At 37.7% G+C, this 23,813-nt stretch carries 23 protein-coding genes and 1 other annotated feature; of the genes, 22 read left to right on the plus strand and 1 reads right to left on the minus strand.

Features of this window, described 5'->3' with window-relative positions; all coding sequences use genetic code 11:
* The first annotated feature begins 40 nt into the window (after window positions 1-40).
* The 7 genes from ASO14_RS05230 (at window position 41) to ASO14_RS05260 (ending at window position 7,644) form a co-directional block, all read left to right on the plus strand.
* Window positions 41-1,591 (plus strand): phytoene desaturase family protein, encoded by a 1,551-nt coding sequence (locus ASO14_RS05230; protein WP_068452425.1) that lies wholly within the window; start codon window positions 41-43, stop codon window positions 1,589-1,591.
* Window positions 1,578-2,309 (plus strand): carotenoid biosynthesis protein, encoded by a 732-nt coding sequence (locus tag ASO14_RS05235; RefSeq protein ID WP_068452428.1) that lies wholly within the window; start codon window positions 1,578-1,580, stop codon window positions 2,307-2,309. The genes ASO14_RS05230 and ASO14_RS05235 overlap by 14 nt, the downstream gene beginning before the upstream one ends.
* A complete protein-coding gene (locus tag ASO14_RS05240) occupies window positions 2,290-2,898 on the plus strand; it encodes a 1-acyl-sn-glycerol-3-phosphate acyltransferase (protein WP_068452431.1) in 609 nt (202 codons plus the stop codon). The genes ASO14_RS05235 and ASO14_RS05240 overlap by 20 nt, the downstream gene beginning before the upstream one ends.
* Complete coding sequence (locus ASO14_RS05245; RefSeq protein WP_068452434.1) at window positions 2,892-3,977, plus strand: glycosyltransferase family 2 protein; 1,086 nt, start codon at window positions 2,892-2,894, stop codon at window positions 3,975-3,977. The genes ASO14_RS05240 and ASO14_RS05245 overlap by 7 nt, the downstream gene beginning before the upstream one ends.
* Window positions 3,974-5,383 carry a phytoene desaturase family protein gene (locus ASO14_RS05250; protein ID WP_068452437.1) on the plus strand — a complete coding sequence of 470 codons (1,410 nt, stop codon included), beginning with the start codon at window positions 3,974-3,976 and terminating at the stop codon, window positions 5,381-5,383. The genes ASO14_RS05245 and ASO14_RS05250 overlap by 4 nt, the downstream gene beginning before the upstream one ends.
* Before the next feature lie 130 nt (window positions 5,384-5,513).
* The gene (locus tag ASO14_RS05255) at window positions 5,514-6,413 is read left to right on the plus strand and encodes an ABC transporter ATP-binding protein (RefSeq protein ID WP_068452440.1); all 900 of its coding nucleotides are present in this window, start codon (window positions 5,514-5,516) and stop codon (window positions 6,411-6,413) included.
* Entirely contained in the window at window positions 6,406-7,644 is a 1,239-nt protein-coding gene (locus ASO14_RS05260; protein ID WP_068452444.1) for an ABC transporter permease, read from the plus strand. The genes ASO14_RS05255 and ASO14_RS05260 overlap by 8 nt, the downstream gene beginning before the upstream one ends.
* A gap of 30 nt (window positions 7,645-7,674) precedes the next feature.
* Here the strand turns inward: ASO14_RS05260 and ASO14_RS05265 are convergent, their stop codons facing one another.
* Window positions 7,675-8,961, minus strand: coding sequence for a replication-associated recombination protein A (locus tag ASO14_RS05265; protein WP_068452447.1), 1,287 nt, complete (start codon window positions 8,959-8,961; stop codon window positions 7,675-7,677).
* A gap of 131 nt (window positions 8,962-9,092) precedes the next feature.
* Here ASO14_RS05265 and cymR point away from each other — a divergent pair, with 131 nt between their 5' ends.
* The 15 genes from cymR (at window position 9,093) to ASO14_RS05340 (ending at window position 23,805) form a co-directional block, all read left to right on the plus strand.
* Complete coding sequence (gene cymR / locus ASO14_RS05270; RefSeq protein WP_068452451.1) at window positions 9,093-9,512, plus strand: cysteine metabolism transcriptional regulator CymR; 420 nt, start codon at window positions 9,093-9,095, stop codon at window positions 9,510-9,512.
* A gap of 14 nt (window positions 9,513-9,526) precedes the next feature.
* Complete coding sequence (locus ASO14_RS05275) at window positions 9,527-10,672, plus strand: cysteine desulfurase family protein (RefSeq protein WP_068452454.1); 1,146 nt, start codon at window positions 9,527-9,529, stop codon at window positions 10,670-10,672.
* An 18-nt stretch (window positions 10,673-10,690) separates the two neighbouring features.
* Entirely contained in the window at window positions 10,691-11,812 is a 1,122-nt protein-coding gene (mnmA, locus tag ASO14_RS05280; RefSeq protein WP_068452457.1) for a tRNA 2-thiouridine(34) synthase MnmA, read from the plus strand.
* A 16-nt stretch (window positions 11,813-11,828) separates the two neighbouring features.
* Window positions 11,829-12,494: a tetratricopeptide repeat protein gene (locus ASO14_RS05285; protein WP_068452460.1), complete on the plus strand. Its 666-nt coding sequence runs from the start codon at window positions 11,829-11,831 to the stop codon at window positions 12,492-12,494.
* 17 nt (window positions 12,495-12,511) lie between these two features.
* Window positions 12,512-14,977, plus strand: coding sequence for an SF1B family DNA helicase RecD2 (recD2, locus tag ASO14_RS05290; RefSeq protein ID WP_068452463.1), 2,466 nt, complete (start codon window positions 12,512-12,514; stop codon window positions 14,975-14,977).
* A gap of 108 nt (window positions 14,978-15,085) precedes the next feature.
* On the plus strand, window positions 15,086-15,871 hold the full coding sequence (locus ASO14_RS05295; protein WP_068452466.1) for a GNAT family N-acetyltransferase: 786 nt from the start codon (window positions 15,086-15,088) through the stop codon (window positions 15,869-15,871).
* 57 nt (window positions 15,872-15,928) lie between these two features.
* Window positions 15,929-16,150, plus strand: a binding site (T-box leader).
* A gap of 71 nt (window positions 16,151-16,221) precedes the next feature.
* Window positions 16,222-18,879, plus strand: a complete 2,658-nt coding sequence (alaS, locus tag ASO14_RS05300) for an alanine--tRNA ligase (RefSeq protein WP_068452469.1) — start codon at window positions 16,222-16,224, stop codon at window positions 18,877-18,879.
* A 264-nt stretch (window positions 18,880-19,143) separates the two neighbouring features.
* Complete coding sequence (locus tag ASO14_RS05305) at window positions 19,144-19,413, plus strand: IreB family regulatory phosphoprotein (RefSeq protein WP_068452472.1); 270 nt, start codon at window positions 19,144-19,146, stop codon at window positions 19,411-19,413.
* The gene (ruvX, locus tag ASO14_RS05310; RefSeq protein WP_068452475.1) at window positions 19,413-19,832 is read left to right on the plus strand and encodes a Holliday junction resolvase RuvX; all 420 of its coding nucleotides are present in this window, start codon (window positions 19,413-19,415) and stop codon (window positions 19,830-19,832) included. The genes ASO14_RS05305 and ruvX overlap by 1 nt, the downstream gene beginning before the upstream one ends.
* Before the next feature lie 14 nt (window positions 19,833-19,846).
* A complete protein-coding gene (locus tag ASO14_RS05315; protein ID WP_068452478.1) occupies window positions 19,847-20,125 on the plus strand; it encodes a DUF1292 domain-containing protein in 279 nt (92 codons plus the stop codon).
* A 36-nt stretch (window positions 20,126-20,161) separates the two neighbouring features.
* Window positions 20,162-20,440 carry a DUF1292 domain-containing protein gene (locus ASO14_RS05320; protein WP_068452481.1) on the plus strand — a complete coding sequence of 93 codons (279 nt, stop codon included), beginning with the start codon at window positions 20,162-20,164 and terminating at the stop codon, window positions 20,438-20,440.
* A 25-nt stretch (window positions 20,441-20,465) separates the two neighbouring features.
* On the plus strand, window positions 20,466-20,735 hold the full coding sequence (locus ASO14_RS05325) for a DUF1292 domain-containing protein (RefSeq protein WP_068452485.1): 270 nt from the start codon (window positions 20,466-20,468) through the stop codon (window positions 20,733-20,735).
* A 170-nt stretch (window positions 20,736-20,905) separates the two neighbouring features.
* Window positions 20,906-22,030 (plus strand): endolytic transglycosylase MltG, encoded by a 1,125-nt coding sequence (gene mltG, locus ASO14_RS05330; RefSeq protein WP_068452489.1) that lies wholly within the window; start codon window positions 20,906-20,908, stop codon window positions 22,028-22,030.
* Window positions 22,031-22,237: 207 nt separating this feature from the next.
* Entirely contained in the window at window positions 22,238-22,870 is a 633-nt protein-coding gene (locus ASO14_RS05335) for an O-methyltransferase (RefSeq protein WP_068452494.1), read from the plus strand.
* 5 nt (window positions 22,871-22,875) lie between these two features.
* A complete protein-coding gene (locus tag ASO14_RS05340; protein ID WP_068452496.1) occupies window positions 22,876-23,805 on the plus strand; it encodes a peptidase U32 family protein in 930 nt (309 codons plus the stop codon).
* Window positions 23,806-23,813 lie beyond the last annotated feature (8 nt).

Here is a 23,813-nt window from a genome sequence, read left to right on the forward strand (position 1 = left end):
GCAATTATACTCAACTAATCCTTTACAGGGGGAAATATAAATGAAAAAAATTTATGTAGTCGGTGCAGGTCCAGGGGGCCTAACATCAGCCATGTTATTAGCGCATGCAGGATATGATGTAGAAGTATTTGAGAAAGAAAACTTTGTTGGTGGACGTACAAGTTCTATCCAATTAGGTGATTATACATTTGATCGCGGTCCAACGTTTTTAAATATGATGTACTTAGTACGTGAAATTTTTGAATTAACAGGTCGTACATTAGAAGATTATGTAGAGCCAGTCGCACTATCACCTCTTTATGAGTTGGTTTATGCGGACAAGCGTTTTACTGTAAGTTCAGATTACGATCAAATGATTGAAACAATCTCAAAAACCTTCCCAGGTAACGAAGAAGGTTATACACGCTATTTACAAGAAACACATAAAAAGCTAGAAGCACTTGCGCCACTTTTACAACGTAAGATGGACAGCGTGACGGATTTATTAGCTCCTGAAACATTAAAAGCGCTACCAGAGTTAGAATTTGGTAAATCTTTAATGGATAAATTAGGAAAGTATTTTGATGATGAACAATTACAGCTAGCATTTACATTCCAATCAAAATATTTAGGTATGTCACCGTGGAATTGCCCTGGTGCATTCTCGATTCTTTCGTATATCGAACAAGCTTACGGAATTTATCACTTAAAAGGTGGTTTAAATCAATTAACAAAAGCGATGGCGAAAGTATTGGAAGAACAAGGCGTAAAAATTCATTTAAATACACCAATTAAAGAAGTTGTACAGTATAAAAAGCGCATTGAAGGTATCCGTTTAGAGGATGGACAACTCCTTCATTGTGACGATGTAGTCATCAATGCTGACTTCGGTTATGCTTTAACAAAGCTATTAAATGTACCGAAAAAACGTCAGTGGTCACCACAAAAAATTGAGAAAAAACAATATTCTTGTTCAACATTCATGTTGTATCTAGGAATCGATACACAATATGATTTACAACATCATACAATCCTATTTGCTGAAGATTACCGCAAAAACATGGAAGAAATCTCTGGTACAAAAGTGATTTCAAAAGATATGTCAATCTACGTTCAAAATCCAGTGGTAACAGACGATACGCTAGCACCAGCTGGTAAATCGACATTGTATGTATTAGCACCTGTTCCAAATAACTTCAGTGAGATTGAATGGAATGAAGTGAAGCAACAATACCGTGATTTATTAATTGCAACACTTGAAGAACGTCTTGGTCTAACAGATTTAGCTTCACACATCGAAGAGGAATTAATCTATTCGCCAATCGATTGGGAAGAAAAAATGAATGTGTATAAAGGTGCAACATTTAACCTTGGACACCAATTAAATCAAATGATGACATTCCGACCTCACAATCACTTTGCACCATACGAGAATTGCTGGTTAGTAGGTGGCGGAACGCACCCAGGCAGTGGTCTACCGATCATTATTGAATCCGCACGTATTACAGCGAACTTAATGTTAGAGCGAGATGGACAAAAAACATTCCCAATCAAGCCGCTACCACAAGAATTAGATTATCGTATTACGGAATTGAGTCATGCTAGTTTATAGGCTATATCTAGTTTGGTTTACAATTGGCTGTATCCTCGTTGGATTCAGCCTCATTCCACCATGGTTGGAGTGGGCAAATAGTGTATTCTTAATTCTTGCTGGCTTAATTGCAGTTCGCTATGCAATGCATGCTTTTGGGAACGGAAAAGGTTTACTCATTTCCATCTTTATTTGGATTGTTACGTTTAGTGTGGAAGGATTAAGTGCCTATTTTAATGTCTTTTTTGGTAATTATGATTATACCGATCGTTTTCCACCATTATTATTCGGTGTTCCAATCGGCATAGGGTTTGCATGGATTGTTATGGTTATGGCAGGTCATGCTTTAACGATTCGTCTAAAACATCGTTTTTCTCGCGCTTTCTTTGCAGCTCTCTATGTCGTTCTTTTAGACTTAATTCTTGATCCTGTTGCTTTCGTTGCAAAGCAGTATTGGATTTGGGAGGACAATAGCGCGTATTATGGAATACCAGCGAGTAACTTTATTGGCTGGTTCGTCGTTGCTTTTATTTTACAATTATTATTACCACGTACGCGTAAAAACGAGCCGAGCGTCAACATGATTAAACAAATGCGTGTCGTCTTTTGGACCATCGTTATTTTATTCTTATGGATTGCTATTTTATCCAAACTATACTTAGCATTTTTCGTTGGAGTGATTGGTTTTTTACTACTCCAATTTATAAGGGGTGCTGCAAATGATTCGCAAAAAATCTAATTTATTATTCTTTCAAATTGGTCAGCGCTTCATGATGCGAAGAATGTTTCAAACGATGAAAGTCAATCTGACAACGATTCAAGAACCGTGTATGGTCGTTGTCAATCATAGTAGTTTTTATGATAGCCTCGTTCTTTTTGAATTATTCAAGCGAGGCTATTTGCCTTCAAACATTGTCGCAGGTATGAGTGCAGAGGGCTTGAAAAAGTTTCCTTTGTTTAAGGGGATTGGAACATTTCCTATCTCAAAGCCGATTAAAGTATCTGAAATCAAACAGATGTATGCACTAGCTAAAACGAATACGATTACACTTTTTCCGCAAGGTGTAGAAGAACATCAGGAAAAGCGACCTTTGACGATTCAACCAGGTATGGACAAAATAATAAGTAAATTCCCTCAACATGGGATTTTATATATTTCAATTTACTATTCATATGCAGACGGTTTAAAAGGTGAAGTAGCTTGTCGGATGGATTATCAACCGGCAAGTAAGCGAACATCGATTCAAGAAGGTATGACATATTATTTAGATTGTTTAAAAGCACAAGTAATTGCAAAAGAAGAAGAAGGGTTTGTACGCTTATGGTAATAACCATACCTTTTTTAATCGGACTTATTTGGCTGATTTTCAATATTCAATTTTTGAAGAAATTACGAGTAGCACAGCATAATGATTTAAAAATAAGTGTGTTAGTGCCACTACGAAATGAAGAAACACATGTACATGAATTAATGATGAGCTTGAAAAATGTAACGTATAAAAATGCAGAATTTATTCTATATGATGATGATTCAACAGATTGCACAGCGCAGTTAATCGAAGAGCGATTACATGAAGATACACGCTTTCGCATGATTCGAGGAAAAGCTTTACCAGAAGGATGGCGTGGTAAACCACATGCATGCCAAGTATTAGCAGATGAAGCAAGTGGTGATGTACTCCTTTGGATTGATGCAGATGTAACGCTTCAAAAGAAAACATTAGAAGCAGTGGCAACGATGTTTACACAACCGATTGATGCATTAACGGGTTTTCCTCGTTTTAAAGCGAGCAATGTGTTGGAATGTCTGTTAACGCCATTGCTTCATTTTTTTGTTTATTTCCATCTACCAATCGCACTTGCGAATCATCAACGTATGGTAGCGGCAACCGCTGCAAGTGGTGCATTTATTGCAATTCGAAAAGAAGTGTACGAAGAAATTGGAGGACATGCTTCTGTAAAAGATGCGGTAGTAGAGGATGTGGCATTATTTCGTATTTTAAAGCATCATGATAAAAAAGCCATGCTCTATAATATTACCGACTTCGTATCTTGCGCGATGTATGCGAATCGCCAAGAAACATGGCAAGGGTTTCAAAAAAACTGTTTTAGAGGAATTAATCATTCTTATCTAACAGGCATTTTTTTAGTCGTATTCTATTTTCTTTACTTTGTCAGTCCAGTAGGTTTGGCAATCTATGGGGTTTTTATAACAAAGTATGTATTATTAGTGCCGCTCGTTTGTATTACACTCATGCGTTTAATTAGTGATTTACTTGCGAAAAAGTTGAATATCTATACGCTACTTATGCCTGTTAGTGCCATCGTTTATTGTGTATTACTCATCACAACAATGATTCGAACAGTTAGACAAAAAAATACTTATTGGAAAGGACGTATATTATGAAGCCGACAGCGATTGTTGTGGGGGGTGGTTTAGGTGGTTTAGCGACTGCACTCACATTAAGTACGCATTACGATGTGAAAGTTTTCGAAAAAAATAGTTGGTTAGGCGGCAAGATGCAATCAATTCAACTCGGTGAGCATACATTTGATTTTGGTCCCAACACGCTTACAATGCCACGTTACTTTTGGGATGTACTAGCGCCTTTTATACAGCCAAAAGAAGCCTTACCATTTCAGCGAGTGGAACAACCGACTGCACATCGCTTTAAAGATGCCACAATCACATTTACAACAGACGTAGCGGAGATGCAGCGTCAAATTGCGCTTATTGATCCAGTGAGTGCAGAAAATTATCCAGCTTTTATTTTAGAGATTACACGTCTATTTCATCTAAGTGAAAAAGCTTTTTTAAATAAAACATTCTTTAATGTAAAAGATTATACAAAGGCTTCATTAATGAAAAATTTAATGGCAGCTCGTCCATTTCAAACATTAGATGCATTTTTAGGTCATTATTTCCCTAATAAGAAAATTCGACAGTTATTCAATCGCTTTGCGACATATATCGGTTCTTCTCCATATGAAACGCCTGCGACATTTGCGATGATTGCCTATTTTGAGTTAGTTGAAGGAACTTATTTTTTAGAGGGTGGACCACCGAATATTGCGGCAACATTTGAACGTGTATTACGCGAACAAGGTGTTAAACTTCATCTAAATGAACCAGTTTTGAAATTCGCGATGGACGGCGATACAATTCGCTTTTGCGAAACAGAAAAAGGGCGTTATGAAGCGGATATTTTTGTGAGTGATATGGATTATGATGTCATGCAATCTTTACTAGGTCGAAAAATACCGAAGCGAGAACTTTCAACTTCTGCTTACGTAGAACTCATCGCGTTAAAAGAGCCGGTTGATTTACATCATCATAATTTATTATTTAGTAATGATTATGTAGCCGAATTTAAGACATTACGTGAAGGGAATTATGCGCGTAAGCCGAGTGTCTATGGTTGTTATCCATATGCATCTGATTCGAGTCGATTACCAGCACTGTTCGTTTTGGTTAACGCACCCGCAAATCTTTATGCCTCACAAGATGGCTTAGTAGAGCAAGTGGATGATGCCCTTCAGAAATGGGGGATTAAAGAAGAACAAATTGTTGAACGAAAAGCTTTGCCACCGCATTATATTGCGGACACATTTGCTGTTAGACAAGGAGCAATTTATGGACAAGCTTCGAATACATGGAAGGGAAGTTTCTTTAGACCATCGAACCACGATTTGAAACTAGATAACCTTTACTATGTAGGTGGAACCGTTCATCCAGGTGGTGGTTCACCAATTGTTGTAAAAGGTGGTTATGAAGTAGCGAAGCGTATTATACAGGAGCGACAAGAAGTATGATGTATAAAGTGGGATATCGTAGTAAACGGTGTCCTACTTTTTATTTTTTACAACCACGTTGGAAATAAATGAAACTTTTTACTTATTTATTCTGTATAATAAATAGATAACATGAAAAGGAGTGTGTTCCATGACACTAGAAGTGAGACAGGTAACAAAAAAGTATAAAGACTTTGTTGCTGTCAATGCACTAGATTTCACGATTAATGAAGGAGAAGTCTTCGGATTAATCGGTCAAAATGGTGCAGGTAAAACAACGACTTTCCGTATGATTTTAAATCTTCAAGATACGACAGAAGGAACAATTTTATGGAAAGGAAAATCGGTACATAAGCTAGAGCGGGATTTTTTAGGTTATTTACCTGAAGAACGTGGCATTTATCCGCAAATGAAAGTAGAAGAACAGCTTTACTTTTTCGGTATGTTAAAAGGGAAATCAAAAAAAGAATTAACGACGGAAATTCAGTACTGGTTAGAACGATTTGAGCTGACAGATAAGCGAAATGATAAAGCAGAGACACTTTCAAAAGGGAATCAACAAAAAGTACAACTGATTGCGAGTTTTATTCATAAACCAGAATTTTTAATTTTGGATGAGCCGTTTAGTGGGCTAGATCCTGTGAATCGTCAGTTATTAATGGATGCGATTTTAGACTTAAAAAAGCAAGGAACGACAATTTTATTTTCAAGTCATCAAATGGATAATGTCGAAGAACTATGCGACCACTTATGTATTTTAAAAAGAGGTGCTTCGCTTTATACAGGTGGGTTACAAGAGTTAAAGGCGCTATACGGAAAAATCAAACTGAGTATTCGTACGGCGAAAACAAAACCAGAGCTTGAAGTATTGGAAGGTGTCGAACGTGTGGAGCAGACGAGAGATGGTTACACGTTATATCTACAAGACGAAAGTTATGGTGAAGCATTATACCAAGCGATTAGTGAAGGTTCTTATATGGACAAATTCAGTATGGACTATTTATCGCTCGATGAAATCTTTAAATTGAAAGTAGGTGCGCCAAATGAATAAACTTGGACTACTCATTAAGCAACTTTATCTTCAAAAGATTAAGTCGAAGTCCTTTATATTATTAACGCTTTTATATTTAGCTATTATTGCAGTAGCAGTGAACTGGTCAAGTATTAAAGGGATTTTTACAGATGACAATAAGTATGTAACAATCGCACTGGTAGATGATACAAAACTTGATTTAGCAAAACAATTCCCTTCGGATAAAGAAGTGAAGTTCAAAGTTGTCAAAGAATCGAAAAAAGAAGTAGATGCACTTGTCAAAAAGGAAAAATACGATGCAGCAGTTTATTTAACATCAAAAGATCAACAATTAGCTGTTGAACTTGCAACAGCGAAATCACTTGATTTACAAGTTCAATCTAAAATTGATGCACTTGCTGAAAATGCAGGAAAAGTATATAGTGTACAACAATTAAATTTATCAGCTGAGCAAGCAGCGAAAATTTTACAGACGAATACAGTTGTAAAACAAGTCGATTTACAAGAGAAAACATCGAATAAAACAGCTGAAGAAAAGTCAGCAGGTATTCTAATTGCATATATTATGGGCTTTTTAATCTATTTATTCGTCACAAGTTATTTATCAATGATTACAACCGATATTGCTTCTGAAAAAGGCTCTCGTGTATTAGAAGTATTAATGGCGAGTGTTAAGCCATCTACACATTTATTCTCTAAATTAATTGGTGTATTTTTAACAGGCTTAACGCAAATTGCGATTTTAGCAGTCGGTGCATATATTCTCATTCAATTCACAGCGAAGAAATCAGTGACAGATGGTTTACAAGAGATGCTCGGTCAACTACCAGCTACTTACTTTATCTATGTCATTCTCTTCTTCTTATTATCAATCATCCTGTTCTTATTAATTGGTGCGCTTGCAGGTTCACTCGTATCAAAGGTAGAAGAAGCTTCACAAGTAATGATGCCAGGCGTATTCATTATGTTAATCGGTTTTTACGTGATGCTTTCAGGTATTTCGAATCCAGATTCTTTACTTATTAAAGTATTCTCGTATATTCCATTTACATCAGGTATGCTTATGACATTACGTTTAGGTGCGACGGATATTTCAACTGTATCGGTATGGATTTCACTCGCTATTTTATTCGCTACAGTTGCACTACTCTTCACAATTAGTGTGACATTCTATAAACGAAGTGTTCTCACATATAGCTCTGGTGGGATTATGCAAAAAATTAAAACCGTCTTAAAAGTAACGACATAAGAAAAATGAGAAGCAGCGCATGGCTGTTTCTCATTTTTTCTTTTTGAATGATTTTAATTTATCGTAAATGGTAGCCATGCGTTGTTCTTTACCTGCGATAACAGGTGTGTAGTATTCGCGTGTTACGAGTTCGTCAGGTAAGTATTGTTGATTCACCCAACCACCGAATGTACCGATTGGTGTATTATGCGGGTACTGATAGCCGACATTTCCAAGTTCTGCTGCACCGCTATAATGTGTGTCACGTAAGTGCATAGGAATGTCGCCGGTTTTGCCTGTATGGATATCATGGATTGCGGCGTCAATGGCACTTATCGCAGAGTTTGATTTTTCAGCGAGGCACATTTCGATGACAGCTTGCGCAAGTGGAATGCGTGCTTCTGGCATACCAAGGCGTTCAGCCGATTGAACAGCTGCTAACACATGAGGTCCGACTTGTGGGTCAGCTAAGCCGACATCTTCGTAACTAATGACGAGTAGTCTTCGGTTCACTGCGATTAAGTCGCCATTTTCTAAACAGTGCGCTAAATAATAAAGTGCGGCGTTGACATCACTACCGCGAATGGATTTTTGTAAAGCGGATAATAAATTATAAAATTGATCACCTTTCGCATCTCCATATAAACCAATCTTTTCAGCGAGTTGTGCGACTAATTTATCTGTTACGATTGCTACGTCATCTTCTTCATCAGCAGCGTAGTAAACAGACTCTAATAAATTTAATGCTTTTCTCGCATCTCCATTCCCAGCCTGTGCAATTTGGTGAATTTGCTCTTCTGTGATTTGAATGTTATAACGCCCAAGCCCACGCTTTTCGTCTTGTAATGCTTGTCGGATTAATTGTTCTAGATTTTTAGTTGTCAGTCGTTTTAATTGTTTAATCTCACCACAACGAGAACGGATGGCGGGATTCACGTCGTGAAATGGATTTTCGGTCGTTGCACCAATTAAAATAATCGAACCATTTTCGACATGTGGCAGTAACGTATCTTGTTGTAATTTATTAAAACGATGAATTTCATCTAAAAATAAAATCACTTGACCTGAAAAATGAGCTTCCGCTACAATTCCTTCGACATCTTTTTTTCCAGCGCGTGTGGCGTTTAATGCAAAGAAAGGAATAGATACACTTCCTGCAATAGCATAAGCAATTGATGTTTTGCCAATACCTGGATTTCCGTAGAGGAGCATAGACGGTACATGTCCTTTTTGAATCATTTTATAGAGATGCGTGTTAGGTCCAATCACGTCTTCATGTCCAACAATTTCTTCTATATTTTGTGGTCGCATACGGTAGGCAAGCGGTTCATTCGGCATAATCATCTGCTCCTTTCCTTAAATAAGAATGTTACATAATAAATAATAGTATAGCAAAACCAAGTACGATGGGTGGTAATATGTTATAATTTAACGATAAAGAATTTATAATTTAGATGAGGTGCATACGAGTGAAGATCTCAACAAAAGGCCGTTATGGGCTTACAATTATGATTGAGTTAGCAAAACAGTACGGACAAGGACCAATTCCACTGCGTCAAATCGCCGCAGATAATCATTTATCAGAAGCTTATTTAGAGCAATTAGTATCACCACTTCGTAACTCGGGTTTAGTCAAGAGTGTACGTGGTGCTTACGGTGGTTATATGTTATCGAAGCCACCACATTTGATTTCAACAGCAGATGTGATTAAAGTATTAGAAGGCCCGATTCAACCTGTAGAAGGAATCGAAAATGAAGCACCACCACAACGTGAGTTATGGATGCGTATTCGCGATGCTGTAAAAACAGTTTTGGATACAACAAGTCTGGAAGATTTAGCGAAATATACAGACGAAAACACAGATGAAAACTTTATGTTCTATATTTAAAGGAGATTTTTTTCATGAACGAAATCTATTTAGACCATGCGGCAACATCACCGATGCATCCACAAGTGATTCAAGTGATGACAGAAGTGATGTCAGAGGTATTTGGTAATCCATCAAGTATCCATCAGCTTGGTCGCCATGCACGAAAATATTTAGATGATGCACGTCATGTGATTGCAACATCTATTCAAGCCAAAGATAATGAAATCATCTTTACGGGTGGTGGCTCGGAGGCAGATAATTTAGCGATTCGCGGAACAGCCTATGCGAAAAAAGCGCAAGGTCGTCATATTATTACAACAGCAATTGAACATCATGCGGTATTACATCCATGTGAACAGCTTGAAACAGAAGGTTTTGAAGTGACCTATTTACCTGTTAATGAACAGGGAGTTGTATCAGTTGCAGATGTAGAACAAGCACTTCGCGCAGATACGATTCTCGTTACGATTATGGCAGGTAATAATGAAGTAGGTTCTATACAACCAATTGCAGAAATTGGTGCATTATTAACTGAACATCAAGCGACATTCCATACGGATGCAGTGCAAGCATTTGGACTTGAAAAAATCAATGTAGACGAGTTAAAAGTTGATTTATTATCTGCTTCAGCGCATAAGTTGAATGGTCCAAAAGGTGTCGGATTTTTATATCAACGAGAACATACGCCTTTGCAACCACTGATTTTAGGTGGGGAGCAAGAACGTAAACGTCGTGCGGGTACAGAAAATATTCCAGGGATTGTTGGGTTTGCTAAGGCAGTCGAAATTGCACAGGCAACAATGGATGAAAAACGTACACAGTTGAAAAAATATCAACAAATCGTAGTAGACATCTTTACAGCGAGTGGGATTCATTTTAAAGTTAATGGGCAAGTCGAAAATGGTCTACCGCATGTATTGAATATAAGCTTTGCAGGAATGGATGTAGAGTCATTCCTTGTCAATTTAGATATGGCTGGTGTTGCGGTATCAAGTGGTTCAGCATGTACAGCAGGTTCAATTGATCCATCACATGTTTTAGTTGCGATGTTTGGAAAAGATTCTGCAGAATTGCGTAATTCGATTCGTTTTAGTTTCGGATATGGGCTAACAGATGATACAGTAGCAGAAGCTGCAAAACGTACAGTAGATATTGTACAAAGATTAGCGAATGTATAGAAATCAGGTGAGAAGAAAATGAATGAAGTAAAAGACCCCTCAAAAACACGTGTTGTCGTAGGGATGTCGGGTGGCGTTGACTCGTCTGTAGCAGCGTACCTATTAAAAAAACAAGGCTATGATGTTATCGGTATCTTCATGAAAAACTGGGATGATACAGATGAGAATGGCGTATGTACAGCAACGGAAGACTATGAAGATGTCATTAAAGTATGTAATCAAATTGGGATTCCCTATTATGCTGTCAATTTTGAAAAACAATACTGGGATAAAGTATTCTCATACTTCCTAGAAGAATATAAAGCAGGACGTACACCAAATCCAGATGTAATGTGTAATAAAGAGATTAAATTTAAAGCCTTTTTAGAACATGCATTAAAGTTAGGTGCAGACTATCTTGCAACAGGTCACTATGCACGCGTTGAACAAACAGAAGATGGCGTGAAAATGTTACGTGGTGTGGACCATAATAAAGATCAAACATACTTCTTAAATCAATTATCACAGGAACAATTATCACATGTTATGTTCCCAATCGGTGATTTAGAAAAACCGCGTGTACGTGAAATTGCAGAAGAAGCAGGACTTGCGACAGCGAAGAAAAAAGACTCAACAGGGATCTGTTTCATCGGTGAACGTAACTTCAAAGAATTCTTAAGCCAGTACTTACCAGCACAACCAGGTAATATGGAAACATTTGATGGTAAAGTGATGGGTAAACACGACGGTTTAATGTATTACACATTAGGTCAACGTCATGGTTTAGGAATCGGTGGAGACGGTGAGCCTTGGTTTGTAGTTGGTAAAGATTTAGAGCGTAATGTTTTATTAGTTGGACAAGGTTTCCATAACGACTTGTTATATTCAACAAGCTTAACGGCTGTGAAAACAAGCTTTACAACGAATCGTACATTCGACAAGCACTTTAGCTGCACAGCGAAGTTCCGTTACCGTCAAACAGATGTGCCTGTAGATGTAACATTACTAGATAATGGTGATTGGTCTGTGACATTCTCAGAACCAACACGTGCAATTACACCAGGACAATCGGTTGTATTATATGATGGTGATGAGTGTATCGGTGGCGGTACAATTGATGAAGTATTTAAAAACGGTGAAAAATTAACATATGTAGGGTAATAGGAGTTGGATTTTTGTGAATCATAATGAAGAAGGCATCAAAGCGATGCAAGAAAAGCGTTTTGAAGATGCAGCAAAAGCATTTACTGAAGCAATCGAAGCAAATCCTGAAGAAGCGATTGGCTACATTAACTTCGGTAATCTACTCGCTTCAATGGATGATACAGAACGTGCAGAGCGCTTTTTCCAAAAAGCTATTACATTGGATGAAGATGCAGCGACTGCTTATTATGGTTTAGCGAATCTTTATTACAATAATGAGCGTTTTGAAGAAGCGGCAAAAATTTATGAGCGTTCAATTCGTAAAGGCATTGAAGGGGCAGATGCTTACTTCATGCTTGGAAAATCACTTGAAGCAAGTGGGAATACGAAACTAGCACTTCCTTATTTACAGCGTGCAGCAGAATTAGCACCAGAGGATTTACAAATTCGTTTATCATTTGCGATTTTAATGTGTTCATTAGAAATGTTTGAAGAAGCAGAAAAAGAACTGCGTCATATTATCGATGAAGATTGGAATAATGCAGATGCACATTATAACTTAGGTGTATTATTTGCAGTTTCTACAGATAATATTAAAGATGCACAGTATCATTTAAAACAAGCTTACACATTACAACCTGAATTTGATCAAGCGCGTTATATTTACGATATGCTTGAGCAAAAGAAGAATAACCAATAAAAAAGGAGGGGACAGTGTTGACTGAAAATCTTTCACTATTTGCGAATGAACCATTTTTCGTAGTAGGTCGACCTGTCGTCTCTATTTTTCATAATGCAGAAAATTTATTTTCAATTGTGAAAGTGAAAATTCAAGAGACGAATACAGATTACCAAGAAAAAGAAGTGATTGTCGCTGGATATTTTCCAAAGGTAGTAGAGGATGCGCTCTATCGTTTTACAGGGCGTATGACAACCCATCCGAAATACGGCACACAATTCAAAGCAGAAACATTTGAAAAAGAGATTCCTGCAACTGAAGCAGGTGTCATCTCGTATTTATCAAGCGATTTATTCCCAGGAATCGGACAACGAACAGCAAAAATCATTGTCGATCAATTGGGAGCGGATGCAATTAAGGTCATCATTCAAGATCCTTCATCTTTGGATGGTATTCCGCGTTTAAATGAAGAAAAGAAAGAGACATTGCGACTTGTACTCCAACAAAATCTAGGGATGGACCGTATTATGATTAAATTAGGCGAATGGGGTTTTGGCGCACAATTAGCAATCAAAATCTATCAGCTCTATTTAGATGATACACTTCAACTCTTACAAGAAAATCCGTACCGACTCATTCAAGATGTAGAAGGAGTGGGTTTTCAGCGTGCAGATGATTTAGGCGCTATTTTAGGAATTGAAGGAAAGCATCCAGACCGTATTGAAGCAGCAGTGTTACATATTATTAATCAAGCATCGATTTCAGAAGGACATACCTATGTCTCTGCTGAACAGGTTATTCCACAAGCAAAAGCTCTTTTGGAACAAAGTCAGCCTATCCAACTCACTTACGAAGAGATTTCACAAGCGATTATTCGTCTTGGTGAAAATGGACAGTTATGTGGTGAGGAGACACGTCTCTATTTACCGTCTCTTTATTATTCAGAGGTGGGAATTGCGTCAAAGATTTTGCAGTTAAAAGAGAAGAATGAGCAACAATCAGCATTTCCACTTTCTGAAATTCGCACATGGATTGGTGACGCAGAGGAACGCTTTGGTGTGACCTATGCGACGACACAAATCCATGCGATTGAGACAGCTATTAATAGTGCGGTTATGATTTTAACAGGGGGACCAGGTACAGGGAAAACAACCGTTGTACGTGGGATTGTTGATGTATTTGCAGAGTTACATGGATTATCACTTGATCCGAAAGAATATAGTAAAAAAGACGAAGAATTCCCCATTATTCTTGTTGCACCAACAGGTCGTGCCGCGAAGCGTTTAAGTGAATCGACAGGCTTACCTGCACAGACGATTCACCGTCTACTTGGCTTTAATGGACAAGATAAAGACGAAGAAACAGAACGAGAAATCGGTGGTAAATTAATTATTGTCGATGAGATGTCGATGGTTGATACGTGGCTCGCACATCAATTACTACGTGCATTAAATGACCACTGTCAAATTGTATTCGTTGGTGACCAAGATCAGCTACCGCCTGTAGGTCCGGGGCAAGTGCTAAAAGATTTACTCGCTTCAAAAGCGATTCCAACGGTCGAATTAACCGATGTGTATCGTCAAGCAGATGGCTCGTCTATTATTGAGTTGGCGCATCAGATGAAAATGGGAGAGCAACCGACGAATTTAACCGAGAAAACAAAAGACCGCTCCTTTATCCCTGCCTATACGAATCAAGTTGCGAGCGTCGTTCAACAAGTGATTGGTTCCGCGCTTAAAAAAGGATTCTCAATTCACGATGTCCAAGTACTAGCGCCGATGTATAGAGGAGATGCCGGAATTGATGCATTGAACAAAATGATTCAAGAGTTTGTCAATCCGAAAAAGAATGCGAAGACGAAAGAGATTGTCTTTGGTGACACAACGTACCGTATTGGCGACAAAGTGTTGCAACTTGTCAATCAGCCGAATAGTAATGTCTTTAATGGGGATATGGGCGAAATTATTTCGATTTTAAAAGCGAAAGAGACGACGGAAAAACAAGACGTTGTCATCGTGTCATTTGATGGTATTGAAGTAACGTATGAACGCTCCGATCTAAATCAAATTACACTTGCCTATTGTTGTTCGATTCATAAATCACAAGGTAGTGAGTTCCCAATGGTCATCATGCCCGTTGTAAGAAGTTATGCCAAGATGTTACGAAAGAATCTTCTTTATACAGGTCTGACACGTGCGAAAAACTTTTTGATTTTGTGCGGAGAACCCGATACATTTTTACGTGGTATTCAAAATGATGCAGATGTTTTAAGGCAGACAACACTTGCGATGCGCCTTGGTGAAACATCTGAACAAATTGCTGAAAAAGAAGCTACTGAACAAAAAGTAGAAGTAGAAGAAACGAATGATGAGATGATTCAACGCAATACATTTGTTCTAACGATGGACAATTTTATGGACATCTCGCCAATGATTGGTATGGATGGTTGTAAACCAAGTGATTTTTTAATTGAAGTACAACAAGAGTTACTAGAAAATGAATAAATTGAAGAACGCCTAAGTTGATTTGTTATAAATCGATTTAGGTGTTTTTATTTCCATTTTAATCCATGTGGTGATATAATCGTTGGAACTTTAAAAGGGGATGATGAAATGATTCGACAATTGACAGAACAAGACCATCAACAAGTACTGCAGTTGATTGGAAAAAAGCCAGCAGAGAATTTATTCATTATTGGTGACTTGGAGGCGTATGGATACGACTCTGACATACAACAACTTTACGGGGAATTTCAAGATGAGCAGTTGATTGCACTGCTTTTAAACTACGACCATATGTATGTGATGTATGCAGAAGGAACATATGATGTAGAAGGCTTCGCTCGTATTGTGAATACAGATGAACAACTGTTAGGTTTATCTGGTATGTACGATATTTTAACGTCTTTATATCCTTTAATTGAAAAAACGCCTAAACGCTCAGGTAAGATGCACTATGCAAAATGTACAGCACTAATCGGAGAAGCACCACCACACCGTTTTACAATTCGTAAAACAACTGTAGAAGATATTCCACAGCACCGTGCATTATTACAACAAATACCAGAGTTTGCAAATAGTACGACAACAGAGGAACAAATGGTTCGAACGATTGAAAATCAAACAGGTCGTACGTATGCGCTTTGGGAAGATGATCAAATTGTTTCGGTTGCCTCAACGGCAGCGGAAAATTTACAGTCAGCGATGATTGTCGGTGTAGCGACGCATCCTGATTATGTAGAAAGAGGATATGCGACAGCACTTCTTTATAGAATGTGTGAGGAATTACTAGCAGAAGATAAGGTAGTTTGTTTGTTCTACGATAACCCGAAAGCAGGAAAGATTTACGAGCGCATTGGATTTGAACCGATTGGTTACTGGGGAATGCATAACTTTTAATAGGATGCGGGCATTGACAGGTTAAGCGACTTTATTTTATAATCAGCAGTAGAATAATTGAACACGATGACGGAAAAGAGTACGTTATACTGATTGTGTTAAGAGAGAGGTTTCATGGCTGAAAAAACCTTCACGATTGATAACGGAAAGCTATTCCAGAGTGCAGTTAATCCCTGCCGTTCACTACGTTATAGTGCTAAGAGATAAAAAGTGTTGCTTGATACTTTTTATAAATTAGGGTGGTACCACGAAAACGAATTGACAGTTCTCGTCCCTTTCCATAGGGATGGGGACTTTTTATTTTGTTTGAAAAGCACTTCATCGCATTTAAATTTTAGGAGGAAACACACATGAAAGCTTCAGATATTCGTCGTAAGTATATCGAATTCTTCGTTGAAAAACAGCACAAACAAGAACCAAGTATGCCACTTGTTCCAATTAATGATGCGTCATTATTATGGATTAACTCAGGTGTAGCTACATTAAAAAAATATTTTGATGGCTCGGTTATTCCAGATAACCCACGTATCGTAAATGCACAAAAAGCGATTCGTACAAACGATATTGAAAACGTTGGTAAAACAGCACGTCACCATACATTCTTCGAAATGTTAGGGAACTTCTCAATCGGTGATTACTTCAAAAAAGAAGCAATTCATTACGCATGGGAATTCTTAACGTCAAAAGAATGGTTAGGGTTCGACGGTGAAAAATTATCTATTACGATTCACCCTGAAGATACAGAAGCATATAACATTTGGAAAGACGAAATTGGCATTCCAGAAGAACGTCTGATTCGTTTAGAAGGAAACTTCTGGGATATCGGTGAAGGTCCATCGGGTCCAAACTCAGAAATTTTCTATGACCGCGGCGAAATGTACGGAAACGACCCAAAAGATCCAGAATTATATCCAGGTGGCGAAAACGAACGCTACTTAGAAATCTGGAACTTAGTATTCTCTCAATTCAACCATAATCCAGATCACACATATACACCACTACCAAAGCAAAATATTGATACAGGTATGGGTTTAGAGCGTGTTGCGTCGGTTATGCAAGATGTTCCAACAAACTATGACACAGATTTATTCATGCCAATCATTGAAACAATTGAAAAATTCGCAAACCGTCGCTACATGCGTCCTGGCGAAATTGAATTAAGTGAAATTTTTGGTACAGAAGAAGATGTAAATACACCATTCAAAGTCATCGCTGACCATATTCGTACGGTTGCTTTCGCAATTGGTGATGGCGCACTTCCATCAAATGAAGGTCGCGGTTATGTATTACGTCGTTTATTACGTCGTGCAGTACGTTATGCAAAACAAATCGGTATCGAAAAACCGTTCATGTTTGAATTAGTACCAACTGTTGGTGAAATCATGCAAGATTTCTACCCACAAGTAAAAGAAAAAGAAGCGTTCATTCAACGTGTAATTAAAAATGAAGAACAGCGCTTCCACGAAACATTAAATGATGGTTTAGCAATTTTCAACGAAGTTGTTGCAACGCAAAAAGAAAAAGGCGAAATGGTTATTCCAGGTGCAGATGCATTCCGTCTATATGACACATACGGTTTTCCAGTAGAATTAACAGAAGAGTACGCTGCTGAAGTTGGGATGACAGTGGACGAAGCTGGCTTTGAAGTTGAGATGGAAAAACAACGTACACGCGCACGTGAAGCACGTCAAGATGTTGACTCAATGAAAGTACAATCAGAAGTGTTAGCAAACTTAAAACAAGCTTCTACATTCGTAGGTGGCGATACATTACAAACAGAAACAGTTATTACAGCAATCGTTGCAAACGGCGAAGAAGTAAAAACTGTTTCTGAAGGTGAAGAAGCACTTGTGATTTTAACTGAAACACCTTTCTATGCAGAAATGGGTGGACAAGTAGCGGACCACGGTACGATTTCAAATGATGCATTCACAGCGTTTGTAAAAGACGTACAAAAAGCACCAAACGGTCAGTCATTGCATACAGTTGTAGTAGAGTCTGGTGAAATGAATGTAGAAGATGAAGTGATTGCAAGCGTAAATCGCGAAGAACGTAACTTAATCGTGAAAAACCATACAGCGACACACTTATTACAACGTGCATTAAAAGATATTTTAGGTGACCACGTTAACCAAGCAGGTTCATATGTAGGTCCAGATCGTTTACGTTTTGACTTCTCACACTTCGGTGCAACAACAAAAGAAGAAATTGAAGCAATTGAACGTGCAGTAAACGAAAAAATTTGGGATGATATCGAAGTAATCATCGAAGAAATGCCAATTGACGAAGCAAAAGCAATGGGCGCAATGGCATTATTCGGTGAAAAATATGGTGATGTTGTACGCGTTGTTCAAGTATCAGATTACTCAATCGAATTATGTGGTGGTATTCACGTAAAACGTTCATCTGAAATTGGTTTATTCAAAATTGTTTCAGAAGGCGGTATTGGCGCTGGAACACGTCGTATTGAAGCTGTAACAGGTCGTGCAGCATACTTTGCAGTGAAGGAAGAACAACACACATTAGAAGCAGCAGCACACGCTTTAAAATCAAATCCAAAAGACGTACCAGCACGTATTGAATCATTACAACATGATTTAAAAGATGCACAACGTGAAAATGAATCATTATCAGCGAAGATGGCAGCAGCACAAGCAGGTGATATTCTAGCGAATGCAAAAGACATCAATGGTGTAACAGTATTATCAACACGCGTAGAAGCGAAAGATAATAACCAATTACGTCAACTAATGGATGATTTAAAAGCGAAAATGTCAAATGCGGTGATCGTTTTAGGTGCAGTAGCAGACGATAAAGTAATGCTATGTGCAGGTGTAACAAAAGAAATCGCAGGAAAAGAATACCATGCAGGAAACATTGTCAAAGCAGTAGCAGAACAATGTGGTGGTAAAGGTGGCGGTCGCCCAGATATGGCGATGGCTGGTGCAAAAGATGCGAATCAACTGGATGCAGCACTTGCATCTGTTTATGAAACATTAGCAAAATAATTAATGAATAGAAGAAGTCAGTTCTTAGGCAACTGTTTGAGAACTGGCTTTTTTCTATGATGTAGTAAAAACAGATGACGTTATAAAAATAAGTAGCCAAAAACGGTGGAACAAACAGGAAAACAATGCTTTTTAAACCTTATTTTCTTGCCACTAGTAATTATTTCATAGCGAATGGGCAAAATGAGTTTCAAACGAACAGGGAATAAGTTATACTAGTTGAAAGAGTAGTACACTACTTAACTTTACTGTGAGGTGCTTAGCATGAGTAAGTTTGATCAAACGATGAAATTTAATTTTCCCGAAGAACCTATGGAACAAGAAGTTCGCGAAACGATGCTTCATGTTCATGCAGCACTAGAAGAAAAAGGGTATAACTCAATCAATCAAATGGTGGGTTATTTGCTTTCGGGCGATCCGGCATATATTCCACGTCATCAAGATGCTCGTACAAAGATTCGCAAGCTTGAACGAGATGAAATTTTAGAAGAGCTTGTGAAATTTTATATTAAAAAGAATAACGAGGCAAAATAATGAGAGTAATGGGTTTAGATGTCGGTTCTAAAACAATCGGAGTAGCTGTAAGCGATGCACTTGGCTGGACTGCTCAAGGGATTGAAACGATTAAAATCGACGAAGAGAATGAAAAGTTTGGTATGGAACGAATTCGTGAACTCGTAAAACAATACGATGTGAAGGAATTTGTCGTTGGTTTTCCAAAAAACATGAACAATACAGTGGGTCCGCGTGGAGAAGCATCACAGCGTTATGCTACACTGTTAGAGCAGGAGTTTGGATTTCCCGTTACACTATGGGATGAAAGACTGACAACGATGGCCGCAGAACGCGTGCTAATTGAAGCGGATGTTCGTCGTAAAGATCGTAAAAAGGTCATTGATAAGATGGCTGCAAGTATGATTTTACAAGGATATTTAGACCGCAAATCTTTTTAGAGGAGAATGAGAGTATGACAAATGAAAAACAAAACACAATTACAGTAGTAGACGAGGAAGGGAACGAAATTCTTTGTGAGATTCTTACAATCGTAGAATCAGAAGAATTTGGTAAAAACTTCGTATTATACAGCGAAATCGGTTCAGAGGATGAAGAAGGTTATGTACAAATCATGGCTTCATCATTCACACCAGCAGAAAATGGTGAAGATGGCGAATTACAACCAATCGAATCAGAAGAAGAATGGGCTTACTTAGAAGACATTCTTGAGCAATTAGACGACGAAGAATAATTCACTATTTCAACAACCATAAGGGAGGCTTTTAATATGTCAGAAGAACACAACCATGAACATATTGTAGCAATTGATGAAAACGGAAACGAAATCGTATATGCTGTCATCACACGCGTATACTCAGAAGAATTCGAAAAAGAATACGTTCTTTTTGCAGAACATAGCGATTCAGACGAGCCTGTAGAAGTACAAGCAGCAATCGTTGTAGAAGACGAAGAAGGCGACCGTTTAGTTGGAATCGAGAGCGATTCAGATGCAGAATGGGAATTCATCGAGAGCGTCTTATCTGAGCTAGCTGACGAAGAAGAATAGTCCTTACAAAACGAGGTGAATGTTCATGTCTCAAGATTATAGTGGTCAATTCTTTACGGAATTAGATGAAGATGGCAATGAGGTTGTCTATACGATTCTAACGCGCATTGAACCAGACGATTCAGATTCAACGTATATCGTGTTTTATGAAGATACAGAAGAAGACGATATTCAAATTGAAGCAGCAGAAGTCATCGAAAATGAAGATGGTAGCGGCGAGCAATTATACGAAATCGAAACTGAAGAAGAATGGGCAATGATTGAAGAAGTAGTCAATACAATTATGAGTCTGTAAAAGAAAGTCCGTCCAATATTGTTTTGTGCTTATGAAAAGTGCAGATAATAGGGGCGGATTTTTTGAATCGTATAAAATATTTTTGAAAAAAAAGAGAGAATCAAGTAATATGAACATGTTGTGACTTTACATAAGAGTCAGGATGAGAGTGATATGAAGGAGGATTATGTGTGGATCCAAAATTGCCCGATGATCAATTAAAGAGATTACAAGAGCAACGCCATGAAAAAAGAATAGTCCGAAAAATTGTGATGTACGTGGGAATCGCTATTATTGCTATTGCATTAATTGGGAGTATTAGTAGTTATTTTTATATTTCAAATGCTTTAAAACCAGTAGATCCAGATAATAAAAAAGCAGTAAAAATCGAATTGCCAATCGGTTCGAATATTGATACGATATCACAAACTTTAGAAGATAAAGGCGTTATTCGTAATGCGAAAATCTTCAAATATTATACAAAGTTTAAAAATGCTTCTGGTTTCCAAGCTGGAACGTATCAAATTCCACCATCTATGTCGATTGATGATATTATCAAATCGTTAAAAACGGGTAAAGTATATCGTAAAGCAGATTTACAAATTACGATACCAGAAGGATTAACGCTCGATCAAATTGGTAATATTATCGCGAAAAATACAGACTATACATCAAAAGAGTTTATGAAACTCGTAACGAATGAAAAATTCATTAAAGAGATGAAAGCGAAGTATCCAGAAACAGTAACGAAAGATATCAATGGAAAAGATATTCGCTACAAGTTAGAAGGTTACTTATATCCATCTACGTATGATTTCTTCACGAAGAAACCAACTTTAGAAGAAATTGTTGAAAAGATGATTGCACAAACAGATGCGATTGTTCGTTCATATGAACCGCAATTAAAAGAATTAGGCATGACACCGCACGAGTTCTTAACATTTGCTTCACTTCTTGAACGTGAAGCGACAGCACAAACAGACCGTGAAACGATTGCAAGTGTATTCAATAACCGTATTGAGCAAGGTATGCCACTTCAAACAGACCCAACCGTTTTATATGCGCTTGGTGAGCATAAAGACCGCGTGCTGTATAAAGATCTAGAAGTGAAAAACCCGTATAATACGTACTTGAATAAAGGTCTACCACCAGGCCCAATTGCGAATGCAGGACGTGCATCACTTGATGCAACGGTTGACCCTGCGAAAACAAAATATCTATACTTTGTTGCAGATAAAGATGGTAATAATCACTTTGCTGAAACGTATTCAGAGCATCAAAATAATGTAGCCAAGTACATCAAATCGCAAAAATAATGATGCTATTTTAGCCTCATAGATAGCGTTAATATAAAAATCTAGATGATGAATGAACATCGTCTAGATTTTTTTAATGTTGTTTTCTTTTCAAAACTTTGTCGAAAAAGCATGAAATTATGGATTTGCAAGGTTGAAATCTAGATTTTAAAATACTTTTATGTTAGGATAAAGTGTGTTTTGTATATAATTAAGGAGGAATAGCAGATGGAAATTTCAGATGCCTATATTCAATCCTTCATACCTAAACGAGATGAACTTTTAATTGAAATGGAACAGTTTGCGGCTGAAAATTACATACCGATTATGCAGCTTTCAGCGATTGAAAACTTATTACAGTTACTAAGAATTCAACAACCGAAATCAATTTTAGAAGTAGGTAGCGCGATTGGTTACTCAGCAATTCGTATGGCACAAGCTGTACCAAATGTTGATATTGTAACGATTGAAAGAGATGAAGCACGCATTGAATATGCAAAAGCATTTATCGGACGTTCCGATGTAAAAGAAAATATCACATTAATCGAGGGTGACGCGTTAGAAGTGGACATTGCAAGCAAATATCCATCTTTTGATGCTGTTTTTATTGATGCGGCAAAAGGCCAATATCAAAAATTCTTTGATCAATATAGTCCACTTGTCAAACAAGGGGGCATTTTATACATTGATAATATGTATATGCACGGTCTATCAGATTTAGACATGAAAGATGTACCAAAACGTAAAAGAACGATGATTCGAAACCTTCATCAATTTGCGGAATGGATTATTCAAAATGAGCAATATCAATCAACTTTCTTCCCAGTAGGCGATGGTTTATTGATTTGTATTAAGAGGTGACCAACATGAAAAAACCAGAATTACTTGTAACACCCCATTCAGTTGAACACGTAGCACGTTTGATTGAAGCTGGTGCAGATGCTTTTTTAATTGGTGAACAAAAATTTGGTTTGCGTTTAGCAGGCGAATTTTCAATTGAAGAAGTAGCAGAAGCAACAAAAATGATTCATGCAGCAGGCAAAAAAGTCTATGTTGCAATGAACGCGATTTATCATAATGATCGTGTCGATGATTTAGCTCCTTATATGGAAAAACTAACGGAATTACATGTAGACGGTATCGTATTCGGCGATCCAGCTGTTATTATTGCACGCCGAGAAGCAAATTGTGAAATTCCACTTCACTGGGATGCAGAAACAATTTCTACAAACTGGTTCCAAGCGAATTACTGGGGTAAACGCGGTGCAACACGCGCGTATTTAGCTCGTGAATTAAGCATGGAAGAAGTTGTAGAGATTAAAGAAAACGCAGAAGTTGAGATTGAAGTACTTGTGCATGGTATGACATGTATGTTCCAATCAAAACGTCCGCTTTTAGGCAACTACTTCTTATTCCAAGATAAAGCGATGGAAGTTGAAAATCGTAAAGAAGCGAAAAATATGTTTTTACATGATAAAGAACGTGAAAATAAATACCCAATCTATGAAGATTTAAATGGTACACACATTTACAGTCCGAATGATGTATGTATTATTGATGAACTGAATGAATTATTTGAAGCAGGCGTTGATTCATTTAAATTTGATTCGGTTCTATGCTCAGATGACTATGCAGTTGAAGTAACAGCTTGCTACCGTCAAGCGATTGATGCGTACATGGAGTCAGAAGATGCATACGAAGATATGAAGCAAGACTTACTTGAAAAAATTGAAGAGATTCAACCAGAATTACGTCCGTTAGATACTGGATTCTACTTCAAAGAAACAGTTTATTAGGAGGAGAC

Origin of the sequence: Kurthia sp. 11kri321, from assembly GCF_001534765.1 — a bacterium.
In the GTDB taxonomy this organism is placed as follows: Bacteria; Bacillota; Bacilli; order Bacillales_A; family Planococcaceae; genus Kurthia; species Kurthia gibsonii.